The sequence below is a fragment of the Pantoea sp. 1.19 genome (genome assembly GCF_001922585.1).
Lineage (GTDB): Bacteria > Pseudomonadota > Gammaproteobacteria > Enterobacterales > Enterobacteriaceae > 1-19.
The window spans coordinates 160,033-174,931 of sequence record NZ_MRBS01000001.1; the positions used below are offsets into that span (position 1 = coordinate 160,033).

General features: G+C 62.4%; 13 protein-coding genes. 5 read left to right on the forward strand and 8 right to left on the reverse strand.

Annotation, left to right across the window (positions count from 1 at the left end):
• Positions 1-14: 14 nt before the first annotated feature.
• Positions 15-1,319 (forward strand): inosine/guanosine kinase, encoded by a 1,305-nt coding sequence (locus tag BS626_RS00825; RefSeq protein WP_075180515.1) that lies wholly within the window; start codon positions 15-17, stop codon positions 1,317-1,319.
• 56 nt (positions 1,320-1,375) lie between these two features.
• Here the strand turns inward: BS626_RS00825 and ybaL are convergent, their stop codons facing one another.
• Both ybaL and BS626_RS00835 read right to left on the reverse strand, forming a co-directional pair.
• Positions 1,376-3,058: a YbaL family putative K(+) efflux transporter gene (ybaL, locus tag BS626_RS00830; protein ID WP_075180516.1), complete on the reverse strand. Its 1,683-nt coding sequence runs from the start codon at positions 3,056-3,058 to the stop codon at positions 1,376-1,378.
• Positions 3,059-3,317: 259 nt separating this feature from the next.
• The gene (locus BS626_RS00835) at positions 3,318-4,517 is read right to left on the reverse strand and encodes an MFS transporter (RefSeq protein ID WP_075180517.1); all 1,200 of its coding nucleotides are present in this window, start codon (positions 4,515-4,517) and stop codon (positions 3,318-3,320) included.
• 148 nt (positions 4,518-4,665) lie between these two features.
• On the opposite strand from BS626_RS00835, the gene ushA reads away from it, so the two are divergent.
• Entirely contained in the window at positions 4,666-6,321 is a 1,656-nt protein-coding gene (ushA, locus tag BS626_RS00840) for a bifunctional UDP-sugar hydrolase/5'-nucleotidase UshA (protein ID WP_240494256.1), read from the forward strand.
• A 32-nt stretch (positions 6,322-6,353) separates the two neighbouring features.
• Here the strand turns inward: ushA and BS626_RS00845 are convergent, their stop codons facing one another.
• Complete coding sequence (locus tag BS626_RS00845) at positions 6,354-6,788, reverse strand: multidrug/biocide efflux PACE transporter (protein WP_075180519.1); 435 nt, start codon at positions 6,786-6,788, stop codon at positions 6,354-6,356.
• A gap of 83 nt (positions 6,789-6,871) precedes the next feature.
• Between BS626_RS00845 and BS626_RS00850 the strand changes: the two genes are divergently transcribed.
• Positions 6,872-7,744 (forward strand): LysR family transcriptional regulator, encoded by an 873-nt coding sequence (locus BS626_RS00850; protein ID WP_075180520.1) that lies wholly within the window; start codon positions 6,872-6,874, stop codon positions 7,742-7,744.
• A gap of 3 nt (positions 7,745-7,747) precedes the next feature.
• Here the strand turns inward: BS626_RS00850 and ybaK are convergent, their stop codons facing one another.
• From ybaK to BS626_RS00865, 3 genes are all read right to left on the reverse strand, one after another.
• A complete protein-coding gene (gene ybaK / locus BS626_RS00855) occupies positions 7,748-8,230 on the reverse strand; it encodes a Cys-tRNA(Pro)/Cys-tRNA(Cys) deacylase YbaK (RefSeq protein ID WP_075180521.1) in 483 nt (160 codons plus the stop codon).
• 156 nt (positions 8,231-8,386) lie between these two features.
• Complete coding sequence (locus BS626_RS00860) at positions 8,387-9,202, reverse strand: TraB/GumN family protein (RefSeq protein ID WP_075180522.1); 816 nt, start codon at positions 9,200-9,202, stop codon at positions 8,387-8,389.
• A 27-nt stretch (positions 9,203-9,229) separates the two neighbouring features.
• On the reverse strand, positions 9,230-11,758 hold the full coding sequence (locus BS626_RS00865) for a copper-translocating P-type ATPase (RefSeq protein ID WP_075180523.1): 2,529 nt from the start codon (positions 11,756-11,758) through the stop codon (positions 9,230-9,232).
• Positions 11,759-11,847: 89 nt separating this feature from the next.
• Here BS626_RS00865 and cueR point away from each other — a divergent pair, with 89 nt between their 5' ends.
• On the forward strand, positions 11,848-12,261 hold the full coding sequence (gene cueR / locus BS626_RS00870; protein WP_075180524.1) for a Cu(I)-responsive transcriptional regulator: 414 nt from the start codon (positions 11,848-11,850) through the stop codon (positions 12,259-12,261).
• Between the two features lie 207 nt (positions 12,262-12,468).
• Positions 12,469-13,137 (forward strand): ATP-dependent Clp protease proteolytic subunit, encoded by a 669-nt coding sequence (locus tag BS626_RS00875; RefSeq protein WP_075180525.1) that lies wholly within the window; start codon positions 12,469-12,471, stop codon positions 13,135-13,137.
• Between the two features lie 49 nt (positions 13,138-13,186).
• Here BS626_RS00875 and BS626_RS00880 read toward each other — a convergent pair whose 3' ends face one another.
• Both BS626_RS00880 and BS626_RS00885 read right to left on the reverse strand, forming a co-directional pair.
• Positions 13,187-14,047 carry a co-chaperone YbbN gene (locus tag BS626_RS00880; RefSeq protein ID WP_075180526.1) on the reverse strand — a complete coding sequence of 287 codons (861 nt, stop codon included), beginning with the start codon at positions 14,045-14,047 and terminating at the stop codon, positions 13,187-13,189.
• Between the two features lie 59 nt (positions 14,048-14,106).
• On the reverse strand, positions 14,107-14,898 hold the full coding sequence (locus BS626_RS00885; RefSeq protein WP_075180527.1) for an SDR family oxidoreductase: 792 nt from the start codon (positions 14,896-14,898) through the stop codon (positions 14,107-14,109).
• Position 14,899 lies beyond the last annotated feature (1 nt).

Genomic DNA, 14,899 nt, shown 5'->3' on the forward strand with positions numbered 1-14,899 from the left:
CGGTTTAACGCACCATGAAATTTCCCGGTAAACGCAAATCCAAACACTATTTCCCCGTCAGCGCGCGCGATCCGCTGCTGATGCCCGTGCAGCCCGAGGCTGAACACGGCAGCAGCTGGATCGTTGGCATTGATCAGACGCTGGTGGATATTGAAGCCCGCGTGGATGAGGCGTTTATCGTACGCTACGGGTTAAGTCTGGGACATTCATTGGTGATCGACGACGCCGTCGCCGATGCCCTGTATCGCGAACTGCGTGATAACAAGCTGATTACTCATCAGTTTGCCGGCGGCACCATCGGCAATACGCTGCACAACTACTCGGTACTGGCTGATGACCGCTCAGTGCTGCTTGGGGTAATGTGTGACAACATCGAGATTGGCGGCTACGCCTATCGCTATCTGTGCAACACCTCCAGCCGCACCGATCTCAACCACCTGCAGGGCGTGAATGGCGCCATTGGCCGCTGCTTTACGCTGGTGACCGCGCAGGGCGAACGCACCTTTGCCATCAGTCCGGGGATGATGAATCAGCTGCGTACCGAGAGCATTCCCGAGTCGGTCATTGCCGGCGCCTCGGCGCTGGTGTTGACCTCTTATCTGGTGCGCTGTCAGCCGGGCGAACCGATGCCGGATGCCACCATGCAGGCGATTGCCTACGCGAAAAAGCACAACGTACCGGTGGTACTGACGCTGGGCACCCAATACGTGATCGCCGACAATCCCGACTTCTGGCGCGCCTTTCTGCGCGAGCACGTCTCGGTGTTAGCAATGAATGAGGAAGAGGCCTGCGCCCTTACCGGCAGTGCCGATCCGCTGGAGGCCGCCAATATCGCGCTCGACTGGGTCGACCTGGTGCTGTGCACCGCCGGTCCGGGTGGGTTGTACATGGCCGGCTTCACCGAGGAGTCCGGCAAGCGCGCCACCAACCATCCGCTGCTGCCCGGCATCATCGCCGAATTCAATCAGTATGAGTTCAGCCGGGCGATGCGCTACCAGGACTGCCAGCAGCCGCTGCGCATCTTTTCCCATATCGCGCCCTACATGGGCGGCCCGGAGAAGATCATGAACACCAACGGCGCTGGCGATGGCGCGCTGGCCGCGCTACTACACGACATTACCGCCAACAATTACCACCGGCAAAACGTACCCAACTCCAGCAAGCACGGTCGGCAGTATCTGACCTACTCTTCGCTGGCGCAGGTGTGTAAATACGCCAACCGCGTCAGCTATCAGGTCCTCAATCAGCACGCGCCGCGCCTGACCCGCGGGCTGCCGGAGCGTGAGGACAGTCTGGAAGAGGCCTACTGGGAACGCTAAGCCCAAAAAAGCCCCGTCCTGCGCGGACGGGGCCGGATGATGGCATTGTGGCCGGGCTACACCGGGCACTCGCGCGGCGGGGAGCCGGGCTCAACCTGCAAGATGCTCATCATGCTGTTGGCGATTTCACGTTCTCCCATTACCACGCGATCTGCGCCACGTTCCAGAATGTAGCTCACCTCATCGTCATAATGCGCCCGGGCGATAATCTCAATAGTTGGCCGGGTTTCGCGCGCGGAGGTCACCACCTCTCCGGCCTCATAGCCGTTGGGAATGGTCAGCAGCAGCCAGCGCGCGCAGTCCAGCCGCGCCAGGCCCATGGTCTCGCTGCGGGCGGCGTTGCCGAGTACCGCTTTGATGCCCTGTTCCCGCAGCGCCTCGACGCGTGGGCGGGAGTTTTCCACCACCACCATCGGAATGCCGGCCTCCTGCAGTTGGGCTCCGAGCAGGCTGCCCACCCGGCCGTAGCCGACCAGTACCGCATGATTACAGAGGTCGACCGGAATCTGCTTCTCCTCTTCGATCGCTTCTTCCATGGCCTGCTCCGCCCCGGCGTCGGTTTTATCCAGCACCCGCTCCAGCAGCGCAAACAGCACCGGGTTAATCATGATCGACAGGATCGCGCCGGCCAGCACCAGATTACGCCCCTCGTCGGAGAGCAAATTAAGCGAAATTCCCAGTCCGGCAAGGATAAAGGCAAACTCGCCGATTTGCGCCAGGCTCACCGAAATCGTCAGCGCAGTGCGCCTGGAGTGACCAAACAGCCGTACCAGGCCGAAGGCGGCGATTGATTTCCCCAGCACGATAATCGCCACCGTACCGAGCACCGCCAGCGGCTGAGTCCAGAGGATCGTCGGGTCAAACAGCATGCCGACCGAGACGAAAAACAGCACGGCAAACGCATCGCGCAGCGGCAGGGTGTCGTGCGCGGCCCGCTGGCTCAGTTCCGACTCATTGAGCACCATGCCGGCAAAGAAAGCGCCAAGGGCAAAGGAGACGTCAAACAGCTCCACCGCGCCGAACGCGATGCCCAGCGCCAGCGCCAGCACCGCCAGGGTGAACAGCTCCCGGGAACCGGTGGCGGCGCTGCGTGCGAGGATCCACGGAATGGCGCGGCGACCAACCAGCATCATCAACGCCATAAAGGTAAACACTTTGCCGATAGTCAGCAGGAGATCCCACGCCAGCAGCGACAGGCTGGCGTTGCCTGCCTCCAGCATCCCGGCGACCGCCGGCAGCAGCACCAGCGTCAGCACCATCACCAGGTCTTCAACAATCAGCCAGCCGATGGCGATCTGGCCGCGCTGGCTGTCAATCAGCTGCCGCTCCTCCAGCGAGCGCAGCAGCACCACGGTACTGGCGGTGGACAGACATAAGCCGAACACCCAGCCGGCGAGCAGCGACCAGCCCAGCGCCCAGGAAAGCGCCATACCCAGCAGCGTCGCGACGGCAATCTGCGCGACCGCACCGGGAATGGCTATCGACTTTACCGCCATCAAATCTTTCAGGGAAAAATGCAGGCCGACGCCAAACATCAGCAAAATCACCCCCAGTTCGGCCAGTTCCGGTGCCAGATTGGTATCGGCAACAAAACCGGGGGTAAAGGGCCCCGCCAGCACGCCGGCCAGCAGATAACCGACGAGGGGGGAGATACGCAGACGGTTTGCCACCATGCCGAGGATAAAGGCCAGAACCAATCCCCCCACAATGGTGGTGATCAGCGGTGTGGTGTGATGCATGCCCGACTCCTTATGCTGCGATCCGCCCGCCTGACGCCATGACGATGACGGGCGGATACAAGTGTGTCCAGATGTGTACCACTGAGTGTATGGCAAAATGTCGCCTGCCGCTTGATAAAGTTTGTCCTGAAGGCAAAAAAAAAGGATCAGAAGAAGATAGACAGGGATAAGGCAGATTTTATTGATACAACTTTATTACTGTATGTAAAACGGGGATAAAGACGCCGCCGGCTGCGTATTTATCCCCGTTAAAGACCGGTTAATGATGACGGTTATTGGGCAAAAACAGGGTCAGAATGCCGAGAGCCGGCAGCCAGGCGCAAATATCATAGACAACATCAATGCCCTGATGGTCCGCCACCACGCCGAGAACCGCCGCACCAACGCCGCCCATGCCAAAAGCGAAGCCAAAAAACAGTCCGGACACCATGCCAATCCGTCCCGGCATCAGCTCCTGGGCGTAGACCAGAATAGCGGAAAACGCGGACGCCAGCACAAAGCCAATGATCACCGACAGGACGCCGGTCCACGCCAGATCGGCATGCGGCAGCAGCAGGGTGAATGGCAATACGCCAAGAATTGATCCCCAAATGACCGCTTTTCGCCCGATCTTATCGCCCACCGGGCCGCCGATCACCGTGCCCGCGGCGACGGCAAACAGGAAGGCAAACAGGTGCAGCTGGGCATCCTGTATCGCCAGCCCGAATTTATGCATCAGGTAGAAGGTGTAATAGCTGCTGATGCTGGTAAGGTAGAAGTATTTAGAGAAAATCAGCACCAACAGAATCGCGACGGCGGCGGCGACCTTACCGCGCGGCAGGGCGTGCACTGACGTTTCGGCCGGCCGTCCCCCGGCGCTACGCTGCTGGGCCTGATACCAGCGGCTAATTTGCAGCAGTACCACGATAGCCAGCAGGGCGGCCAGGGTAAACCAGGCCACGTTGCCTTTGCCGTAAGGCGCGATAACCAGCGCCGCCAGCAGCGGCCCGAGCGAGCTGCCAACGTTGCCGCCCACCTGGAACAGCGATTGTGCAAGGCCATGTCGGCCGCCGGAGGCCATGCGCGCCACCCGCGAGGATTCGGGATGAAATACCGAAGAGCCGGTGCCCACCAGTGCTGCGGCGACCAGCACCATGCCGTAGCTTTGTGCGCTGGCCAGCATCACCAGCCCCGACAGCGTGAAGCCCATGCCGATCGGCAGTGACCACGGCTGTGGGCGTTTATCGGTCCAGGCGCCGATCAGCGGCTGCAGCAGGGAGGCCGTGACCTGGTAGGTGAGGGTGATCAGGCCGACCTGCACAAAGTTCAGTGAAAAGTCGCGGGCCAGCAGCGGATAGATGGCCAGAATCAGCGATTGAATCATATCGTTCAGCAGGTGAGCGAGGCTGATGGCCCCCAGCACCTTAAAGAGGGTGCGCCGGGGCGCCGGCGGCGTAGAAAGGGTGTGTTCGCTTGCCATAAGTCCTTCACCGTTACGGTAGATGTTATTTTTTTGTTGCGGAAGAATGACCTTATCACTTTCAACCCGGCGTGGCGACGTGCGATGCCGGATTTATCATTCAAGGAGACGTCACGTGTATTTACGCCATTTACGCCCGCTCGCAGCTCTGGTCAGCCTGGGTCTGCTGCTGATCCCGTCGGCGCACGCCTGGGAGGCGGATCGAACGTACAAGTTCACCCTTTTGCACACCAACGATCACCACGGCCGTTTCTGGAACAACGATCGCGATGAGTATGGCCTGGCGGCGCAAAAAACGCTGATCGATCAGATCCGCTATGACGTACAGGCGCACGGCGGTGCGGTGCTGATCCTCTCCGGTGGGGATATCAATACCGGCGTACCGGAGTCGGATCTGCAGGATGCCGAGCCGGATTTTCGCGGGATGAACCTGATTGGCTATGACGCGATGGCCGTGGGGAACCACGAATTTGATCATCCGCTGGCGGTTATCCGTCAGCAGCAAAAATGGGCCAAATTTCCTTTCCTCTCCGCCAACATTTACGACAAAACGCGCGGCGAGCGGCTGTTCCAGCCCTGGCAGCTGTTTAACCGCATGGGGCTGAAGATCGCCGTGCTCGGCCTGACCACTGACGACACCGCAAAAATTGGCAATCCGGAGTATTTGAAAGAGATTGAGTTTCGCCCCCCCGCCGCTGAAGCGAAAGCGGCGATCGATGTTCTGCGCCAGCAGGAGAAACCGGACGTGATCGTCGCCGTGACCCATATGGGGCATTACGATAACGGGCAGCACGGATCCAACGCCCCTGGCGACGTCGAAATGGCCCGCGCGCTGCCGCCGGGCTATCTTGATGTGATTGTCGGCGGTCACTCGCAGGATCCGGTCTGCATGGCGGCTGAAAATCAAAAACAGCACGATTATGTCCCGGGCAGCCCGTGTATACCGGATCGCCAGAATGGCACCTGGATTGTGCAGGCGCACGAGTGGGGTAAATATGTCGGTCGGGCAGACTTCAGCTTTCGCAACGGCAAGCTGACCCTTGAGCATTACGCGCTGTTACCGGTTAATCTAAAGCACCCTGTTCACAATGCGGACGGCAGCGACAGCTGGGTGAACTACGGTGAGCCGATCGCAAAAAATGGCGCGATGATGAAGCTGCTAACGCCGTTTCAGAAGCGCGGTGAGCGTCAGCTGCTCGTCCGGGTTGGCGAAGTCAGCGGCCGGCTGGAGGGCGATCGCAGCAAAGTACGTTTCGAACAAACGAACCTTGCGCAGCTGATTTTACGCGGCATGATGGCCCGAACCCGGGCGGATTTTGCGGTGATCAGCGGCGGCGGCGTGCGCGACAGCATTGAGAGCGGGCCGATCAGCTATAAAGACGTGCTGAAGGTGCAGCCGTTCGGCAATACGGTGGTGTATGTTCCGCTGCGCGGCAGTGAAGTAAAAGCCTATCTCGATGTGGTGGCCAATAAGGAAGCGGACTCGGGTGCCTATCCGCAGTTTGCTGCGATCGGCCTGCGCGCGGACGGTCGGGCGGTGAGCGAGGTGAAGATTAACGGGCAGCCGCTGCAGCCGGAAAAGATCTACCGTATGGCCACGCTGAGCTTTAATGCCACCGGCGGCGACGGCTATCCGAGGCTGGACCAGCGTCCCGGCTACGTCAATACCGGTTTTATCGATGCGGAGGTGCTGAAGGATTACATTGAGCAGCACTCCCCTCTGCGGGCGGCGGACTACGCCCCGCCGGGCGATGTGAGCCTGCCGACAATGCCCCTGGCTCCCGTCCCCGCGAACGCGCGATGATTTGCGCAGGACCGCCGCCGCCCGGCGGCCCCTCAGGATGCATGACAGGCTTTGCGCGCCACCACGCGCTGGCGTACGCGGTCATAAATCCAGTTATAGGCAACCGTATAGGGCAGGAAGAACAGGAAAAAGCCCACTTCCAGCATAAAGGCCTGCCAGAGACCGGTGCCCAGCATCCAGGCGGCGATGGGCAGGCCAATCAGGATAAACCCGCCCTCAAAGCCCAGCGCGTGGCCGATACGAACCAGCAGGCGACGCGGCGCGCCCGGTGGCCAGAAACGATCGAACAGGCTGTTATAGATCATATTCCATACCATCGCGGTGGTGGAGAGCGCCAGCGCCAGTGCCCCCATCTGAAACAAGGGCTTATGCATAATCCACGCCGCCAGCGGCGACACGATGGCAATGGCAATCACCTCAAAGCAGACCGCGTGAATCACGCGCTCTTTCAAACTACGGGTTTTCATACTGACTCCTTACGTGAGGCGGCCATTATCATCGTATTTTCTGATAAGCTAAAATGAGGTCCCATCGATAAAAGCGATAGATTATGCGTTACTCTCCGGAATCACTGTTAGCCTTTGTCCAGACCGTGGATAAGGGATCGTTTTCTGCCGCGGCCCGCGCGCTGGGGAAAAGTCAATCGACCATCAGCGCCGCAGTGGCCAATCTGGAAGACGATCTGGGTTTCCGCCTGCTGGATCGCGGCGGCCGTCAGCCGGTGCTGACCGCGCAGGGCGAGCACGCACTGCGGCAAATCCGCGAGATCCTTGCCGCCAGCGAGCGGCTGGATGAGTTAGCGATGCGCATGGCCGAAGGCGTGGAGCCGCGTTTAAGCATGGCGATCTCCGATTTCTGGCAGGCCGATCATCACGAACAGCTGCTGCGTAAATTTGCCGCCCGCTATCCTGATATCGATTTTGATTGCATGATTGCCGAAGATGCTGACGTGATCGATCTGCTGCAGAAGGGGCGCATCCATATCGGGGTGATCCGCGTACAGCCGCACTATCCCGCCGATATCGCCACCTCGCGCCTGCAGGTCGAGGCGCAGATGGCGATCTTTATTCGGCACGACCACCCGCTGACCCGGCAGGCGGAGGTCAGCCAGAGCGAGCTGGACCTGGTGCGGCAGCTGCGTCTCAATACCTGGGGGCAGGGGCCAACGCCGCAGCCCTCCGGCGGAAATAGCTGGTCGGCGCCCTCTTATTTGCTGCTGCTGGAGATGGCGGAGCAGGGATTCGGCTGGACCATTTTGCCGCGCTGGATGGTGGAGCAGTTTGGTCACCAGCTGCTGACCGAACTGCGCGTACCGGGCTGGCCGCAGCGCATCGCCGTTGACGCAGTATGGTCGACGCGCACGCCACCTGGCCCGGCCGGGCGCTGGATCCTCGATCGCCTGATCGCGCAGCATCCCGCGTAGGGATTATGGCGTCTCGCGAGCAATATCGGCAAAAATTGCCGCGGTGTGCTGGGCGAGGTCACCGGCGGCCAGCTCGACATCGAGCCCGCGCTTGCCGCCGGAGACATACACGGTGGCAAACTGCTGCGCCTGACGGTCGATAACCGTTGGCAGATGTTTCTTTTGTCCCAGCGGACTGATGCCGCCGATCAGGTAACCGGTTACCCGCTGCGCCAGCTGCGGATCGGCCATATCGGCTTTGCGCGCGCCCAGCGCTTTGGCGACCTTTTTTAAATCCAGCTGTCCGGCGACCGGGGTGACCGCTACTGCCAGCCGTTTGGGATCGCCGTTCAGGCTAACCAGCAAGGTTTTCAGTACCCGACGGGCATCCAGATTGAGTTTGCGCACGGCCTCATCGCCAAAGTGCGTCTCGTGGTTGTCGTGCTCGTAGGGATGCAGCGTGAAGGGCACGCCGTGTTTTTCTAACAGGGTGATAGCAGGCGTCATACTCTACTCTGTCCTTATCAGATGACGATGGGGCAATCGTAAATCAACCCGAATAGCGCTGGCGTAATGCCGCACTTTGCGCGACAATTCGCTCCGGCCGGCGCAGGCTGGCCAATAACGAAAACGATAAAATCATTCCTCTTTGACGAGCCAGCGTTACGCTGGCTCTTTTTTTTCCCGCAGCAGTGACGGCAGGTTCTCTTCACCGAACAGGTGCAGCGCGCCGACCGCGACCACGTAGCGTCCCGCCGGCAGCGCCAGCAGCTGTTCACGCCAGCGGTGATTACGCTGCACCATCAGCACGTCGTTGAGCGCACCGCTAAAGCTGCCGGGCAGGTGACCCTGGCGCCGCACCGGACGCGCGCTCAGCCACCAGCCAATCATGGTCTGCAGCAGGCGGGCGTTGCTGTGCCAGTAAGTGAGGGTATCTTGCAGCAGGGCGAGGCCGTTATCCGGCAGCGCCTGCAGCATCGCCAGCTGCGACTGCGGGCCTTCCAGCTCAATGATCGGCTTGCGCCAGGCGTGCGCCTGGCGAAGCAGCTGATAATCAATGCCGTAATCGGGGCGCAGGCCGAGCCGCTGCGCCTGCTGCGCCTGAAACATCAGCGCTATCTGCCAGCCGGGCAGGCGATCGATACGCTGCGGATCGATCGCCAGCGTCTCGCTCAGGTGCTGCAGCTGCGCCAGCTCGTCGCTGCTCAGGCGGCAGGCCAGCGGTGCATCTTCCGGCTGCTCAATAAATGGCGAATCGCCGTGGGTAATGTCCGCTTCCACCACCAGTGCGTCCGCGCGTGCCAGCCGGTTCAGCAGCGCGGCGGGCAGTGGCGACATGTCGCGGGTGCCCATATGTATACTACCGACCAGGTGCAGATGGTGCTGCCGGTCGGCGTACAGATCCAGCGCCGGATAGTGCCAGGGGGCGGGCAGCAGGCGGCGCAGGGGGGCAAGCAGTCGCTCAAGTCTTGTTGCCATCGCGGTCGCTCCGTTGCGTCAGATAGCTCATGCTAACGACTTTGGCCGCTCATCACCATGCTTAAATGTGGCACCGCCGGGCCGGTAGCGCAGCAACCGGTTGGCGTTGACCACCACCGTTACGGATGACAGCGCCATCGCGGCGCCGGCAATCACCGGGTTCAACAGCGTGCCGGTCAGCGGCCAGAAGGCCCCCGCCGCCAGCGGGATCGCCAGCACGTTATACACGCAGGCGCCCAGCAGATTCTGGCGCATATTGCGTAGCGTGGCTCCGGCCAGCGCCAGCGCGTCTCCGACCCCCTGCAGATCCTGACGCATAAGCGTCATGCCGGCGCTCTCCATGGCAATATCGCTGCCGCTGGCCATCGCGATGCCGACATCGGCCTGTGCCAGCGCCGGGGCGTCATTAATCCCGTCGCCAATCATGGCGACCCGGCGTCCCTGCTGCTGCAGCCGGACGATGGCATCAGCTTTTCCCTCCGGCAATACGCCGGCGATCACCGTGTCGATGCCGGCGGCGCCGGCCACCGCGTGGGCGGTAGCCGGGGTATCCCCGGTGAGCATCACCAGCTGATATCCGGCCTGATGCAGCCGGGCCAGCGCCGCTGGTGCGCCGGTGCGCAGCGGATCGCGCAGGGCGAATACGGCGGCGAGCTCACCGTTTACCGCCAGCAGCACCGGCGTCGCGCCCTGGCGCGCCAGCGTCTCAAGGCGATCGGTGATGCCGTCAAGCGCCACGCCGCGCTCGTGCAGCAGGGCGGCGTTGCCCACCAGCAGCGCGCGGCCGTCCAGTTCGCCGCTCAGACCTTTACCGGGCAGGGTATGCACTGTGCTGAGCGGGATATCCGGCAGCGGCGCCGCGCGGGCCACGATCGCGCGCGCCAGCGGATGGCTGGCGTGCTGCTCCAGCAGCCCGGCCCAGCGCAGCGCCTGCGCCTCGCTCACCTCACCCAGCGTCAGGATCTCAGTCACCTGCGGCGCGCCTTCGGTCAGGGTGCCGGTCTTATCGAACACCAGCGTATTCACCCGGCTGGCGCGCTGCAGCGCGTCGGCATCGCGCACCAGAATCCCCAGTTCGGCGGCGCGACCCACGCCGGCAATCACCGCCATCGGCGTTGCCAGCCCCAGCGCACAGGGGCAGGCAATGATCAGCACCGTGGTGATCGCAACCAGGCTGTAGACACCCTGCGGTGCCGGGCCGACCAGCCACCACATCAGGCCGCTGAACAGGGCAATCAGCAGGACTGCGGGTACAAACACCGCGCAGAGGCGGTCGGCCAGCTGGCCCAGCGCCGGTTTGCTGCTCTGCGCATCGCGTACGCGCTGCACGATCCGCGCCAGAACGGTATGCTGGCCAACCGCCTCGGCGCGCAGGCGGGCGCTGCCGTCCTGCATCACCGTGCCGGCGTGCAGCCGGTCCCCCGGGCGCTTATGCTGCGGCAGGGGTTCACCGGTCAGCATCGCCTCATCCAGCCACGCCTCGCCCGCCAACAGCGTACCGTCGACCGGTACCCGATCGCCGGGCGTGATCCGCAGCTGCATGCCCGGCTGGACCTCGCGGAGGGGGAGCGTGCGTTCGCCGTCATCGTCGATCACCCGCGCCGTAGGCGGCGTCAAGTCCAGCAGGCGCGCCAGCGCTGAAGAAGCGCGCTGCCGCGCCCGCTGCTCCAGCGCGTGGCCGAGGTTAATCAGGCCGATTATCATCGCGCTGGCCTCAAAATAGAGGTGGCGCGCCGGCGCGGGGAACAGCGACGGCCACAGCGTCACCGTCATTGAATACCCCCAGGCCGCGGCGGTTCCGATGGCCACCAGCGTATCCATCGTCGCGCTGCGATGGCGCAGGCTCTGCCAGGCGCTACGGTAAAAGTGACCGCCGGCCAGTACCATCACCAGCAGCGTCAGCAGCCCCAGTCCCAGCCACAGCGGCCGGTTGGCGTCGCTCAGTAACATATTGTCGCCGCGCATCCCCCACAGCATCATTGGGATACCGACCAGCAGCGCCAGCCCGCCCTGCAGGCCAAAGCGGCGCATCGCCTGACGCGCATGCTGCTGCTGTTTATCGCGACGCTGCTGTTCATCCGCCACCCATTCCGCCTGATAGCCGGCGGCGGTCACGGCGGCGATCAGCGCCCCGGTTTCCGCCGGGCCCACGATCAGCGCGCTGCGCTCGGCGAGGTTCACCCGCGCCTGCTGTACTCCGGGAACGCGCCGCAGCGCCTGCTCAACCCGACTGACGCAGCTGGCGCAGCTCATGCCGCCAATCAGCAGCGTTACGCTGCCGGCGAGAGGGGGAGAATCCGCCGACGGCGCCTGCGGCCCGGGCGCGGCGGCTGCCGGCGGTTCACACTTTGGGGAGGCGGACTCGCTCGCCTGATAACCGGCGGCCGCGATGGCCGCGATCAGCGCTTCGGCACTGGCGTGCCCCTCTACGCTGGCCGCGGTCAGCGTGACTTCGGCATGCGTCACATCCTCGCGCTGCTCCAACAAACGTTGCACCCGATTGACGCAGTGACCGCAGGAGAGTCCCGCCAGCGTCAGATGAATGGTTGATAACATACTCGCTCCCTGGGGTAGGCGCCCCGATGATTTTCCAGCAAGATAGCAGGGTAAACCCTCCATTAAGGGGAGGGTCAAGTGGGGGGAGCATGAACATCAGCGATGTGGCCCGGCACACCGGGTTGAGCCAGAAAGCGATCCGTTTTTACGAAGAAAAGGGGCTACTGACGCCACCGAACCGCGCCGCAAACGGCTATCGCTGCTACGCGCAGCACCACCTGGAGGAGCTGACGCTGCTGCGCCAGGCGCGGCAGGTGGGATTTAGCCTCGATGAGTGTCGGGAGATGGTGCAGCTGTTTAATGATCCACAGCGCCACAGCGCCGACGTGAAAGCGCGAACGCTGCAAAAAGTGGCCGACATTGAGGCACAGATGGCCGAACTGAGTGCGATGCGCGCCCGGCTGCTGGCGCTGGCCGCCAGCTGTCCGGGCAATGACCAGGCGAGCTGTCCAATCATGGACGATCTGAGCCGCGGCGGCAGAGGCCTATCATCCCAAAAATGACCGCCGGCGGTCATTAGGATTTATCGGCCTCCCGCACGGCGAACCGCTGTCGCCGGCGCCGCTGCACTATCGTCACACTGAGAGCTTTCCCTGCCGGCGCGGCGCGGGTACGCGGCGCCGCGGCCGGGAGGGGATATCTTCGCCGGCGGCGGCTGGCTATGCTGCACCCGCAGTGCTTTCTGAACGTCTCCTAACCTAAGGAATTCTATGCGTGTAATAGCGGCCGTAGTGGCGGCGCTGCTGGTGTGCGGCAGTGCGCAGGCAAACATCAGCTTTGTAAAAAATGAGCGCGTAAACAATGATCACATTCACCAGGCGGGCGTCTGGTTCACCGGTGAAATTACCAATCAGACCGTCACCTGGCTGCTGTCAGTGCTGGCGCAGCTGGAAGCCGATCTGCCGGCCCTGAATGCGGTGGATATCTATATCAGCAGCGAAGGCGGAGATATGGACGCGGGCTACATTGCCTACGAGGCGCTGCGCAGCAGCCGGATTCGGCTGAACATGATTAACATTGCCACCACGGCATCCGCCGCCACCCTGATTTACTGTGCCTCACCGCAGCGCTATACCCTGCCCAAGGCGAGCTTTATTCTCCACCCTTCGGCAATCAGCACCAACGGAGAGAACTATTTGCAGCCCGACAGGATCAAACGGTTGCAGGAGGAGAACGCCCTCTACAGCGAGATGTTCCGCACGATTTATGCCGATTGCACGCACATACCGGCTGCCAGACTGGATGAGATTGTGTCCGCAGAAAGCGGCCGGGCGCTTTTTCAGGCCGAAGAGGCGATAAAGATGGGGCTGGTTAGCCAGGGCGTCAGGGAACGTCGGAGCTATGATCTGACCTATTTCATCACCGATCGGGATAACTGAAGCAAACGCGGCGAGCGGCGGTGAGGGCGTGTGCCGCTCGCCGTCGCCGTCAGTACAGCAGAGAATAGAGCTGGCGGCGATATTTGGCCGCCAGCGCGTCGCCGGTGCCCAGCGCGGTCAGGATCTCCTGAAACATTTTACGTGCCTGGCCTTCGCCGGCGCTGAGATCACGTTTCAGATGACCGTACAGCAATTCCAGCGCTTCCTCATTGCGTCCTACCTGATGCAGCTGTAGCGCCAGCTTGCTGGCCAGGGCGATATCGTCCGGTGCGTCCGCCAGCTGTTGCTGCAGCTGCTGAATCTCGGGGGTGTCGGCCGCCTGCTTTAGCAGATCAATCTGTGCCAGCAGGCCGTGATAGCGGCTATCCTGATCCTGTAGCGGTACGCTTTTCAGCACGCTTTCCGCCTCTTCGCTGCGGTTCAGCGCGATCTGCACCTCTGCCAGCAGGCAGGCGATCTCGCTGTTTTTCTGTTCACACAGCATCCACGCCTCTTTCAGCAGCGGCAGTGCGCCGGTCATATCGCCGCTCTCCATCAGCGCCATCGCCTGCTGGGCTTTCAGCTCCTCTTCGCGCGGCAGCACTTTGTCCAGCAGGGCGCGGATTGCCTCTTCCGGCTGCGGTCCCTGGAAGCCATCCACCGGCTGACCATTCTGGAACAGATACACGGTGGGGATCGCCCGCAGGCCAAACTGCGAAGCCACCATGGGTTCGGCATCACAGTCCAGCGTGGCCAGGATAAACTGCCCGGCGTACTGCTGCGCGAGGCTCTCCAGCACCGGCGTCAGCTGCTGGCAGTGCTGGCTGCGGTTCGACCAGAAGTAGAACAGCACCGGAACGGACATCGACTGTTCCAGCGTCTGCTGCAAATTACTTTCGTTAACCTCAATAATGGCGGCATTCGGTGACATGGCAAATCTCTTTGTGGTGTGTCGTTAACTTACCCAAGTGCGGGCGAGAACCTGTCTTTTCAAGGGGGCGGCGGCGTTTCCTTACCACGCAGCAGGCGATCCAGCATCCGGGCGGGCAGCAGGCGGCGCAGCAGGGTCAGCGCATGGGCCACCAGCGTCACCGGATAGCGCAGTCGCGGACGGCGGCTTTCCAGCGCGTGGCGCAGCTTTGGCAACACCGCGGTAGCCGGTAATTCAAAGCGCGCGGCGATGCCGGGATTCTTAACCGGCCTGTCCGCCCGGGTCTGATTGACGTTGGCGGTAAACGCGGTGCTCAACGGGCCGGGCTCGATCAGGCTAACCCGCACGCCGCTGCCGTGCAGCTCCATGCGCAGGGCATCGCTCCACGCCTCGAGGGCGTATTTGCTGGCGGCATAGGCGCCGCGTCCCGGGGTGCTGACCAGCCCCATCACCGAGCTGGTGTTGATGATGCGCCCCTCGCCGTGGGGCAGCATGGCAGGTAGCAGCAGGGTAGTCAGCTGGTGCAGACCAAACAGATTGGTAGCGAACTGTGCCTCCAGCTGCGCGCGGCTCAGGCTGTACAGCGGGCCGTAAACGCCGTAGCCCGCGTTATTAAACAGGCCGTACAGGCGTCCATCGCACAGCGTCAGCACCCGTTCGGCGGCGGCGGCGACGCTGTCAGCATCGTCCATATCCAACAGCACGCCGGTATAGCCCTGATCGTTCATCCGGGCCACATCGTCTGGCTTACGGCATCCGGCCAGCACGCGATAGCCGCGCTGCTGCAGATCCTGCGCCGCGACCAAGCCAATACCGCTGGAGCATCCGGTAATAAAAACGCATTTTTGCATA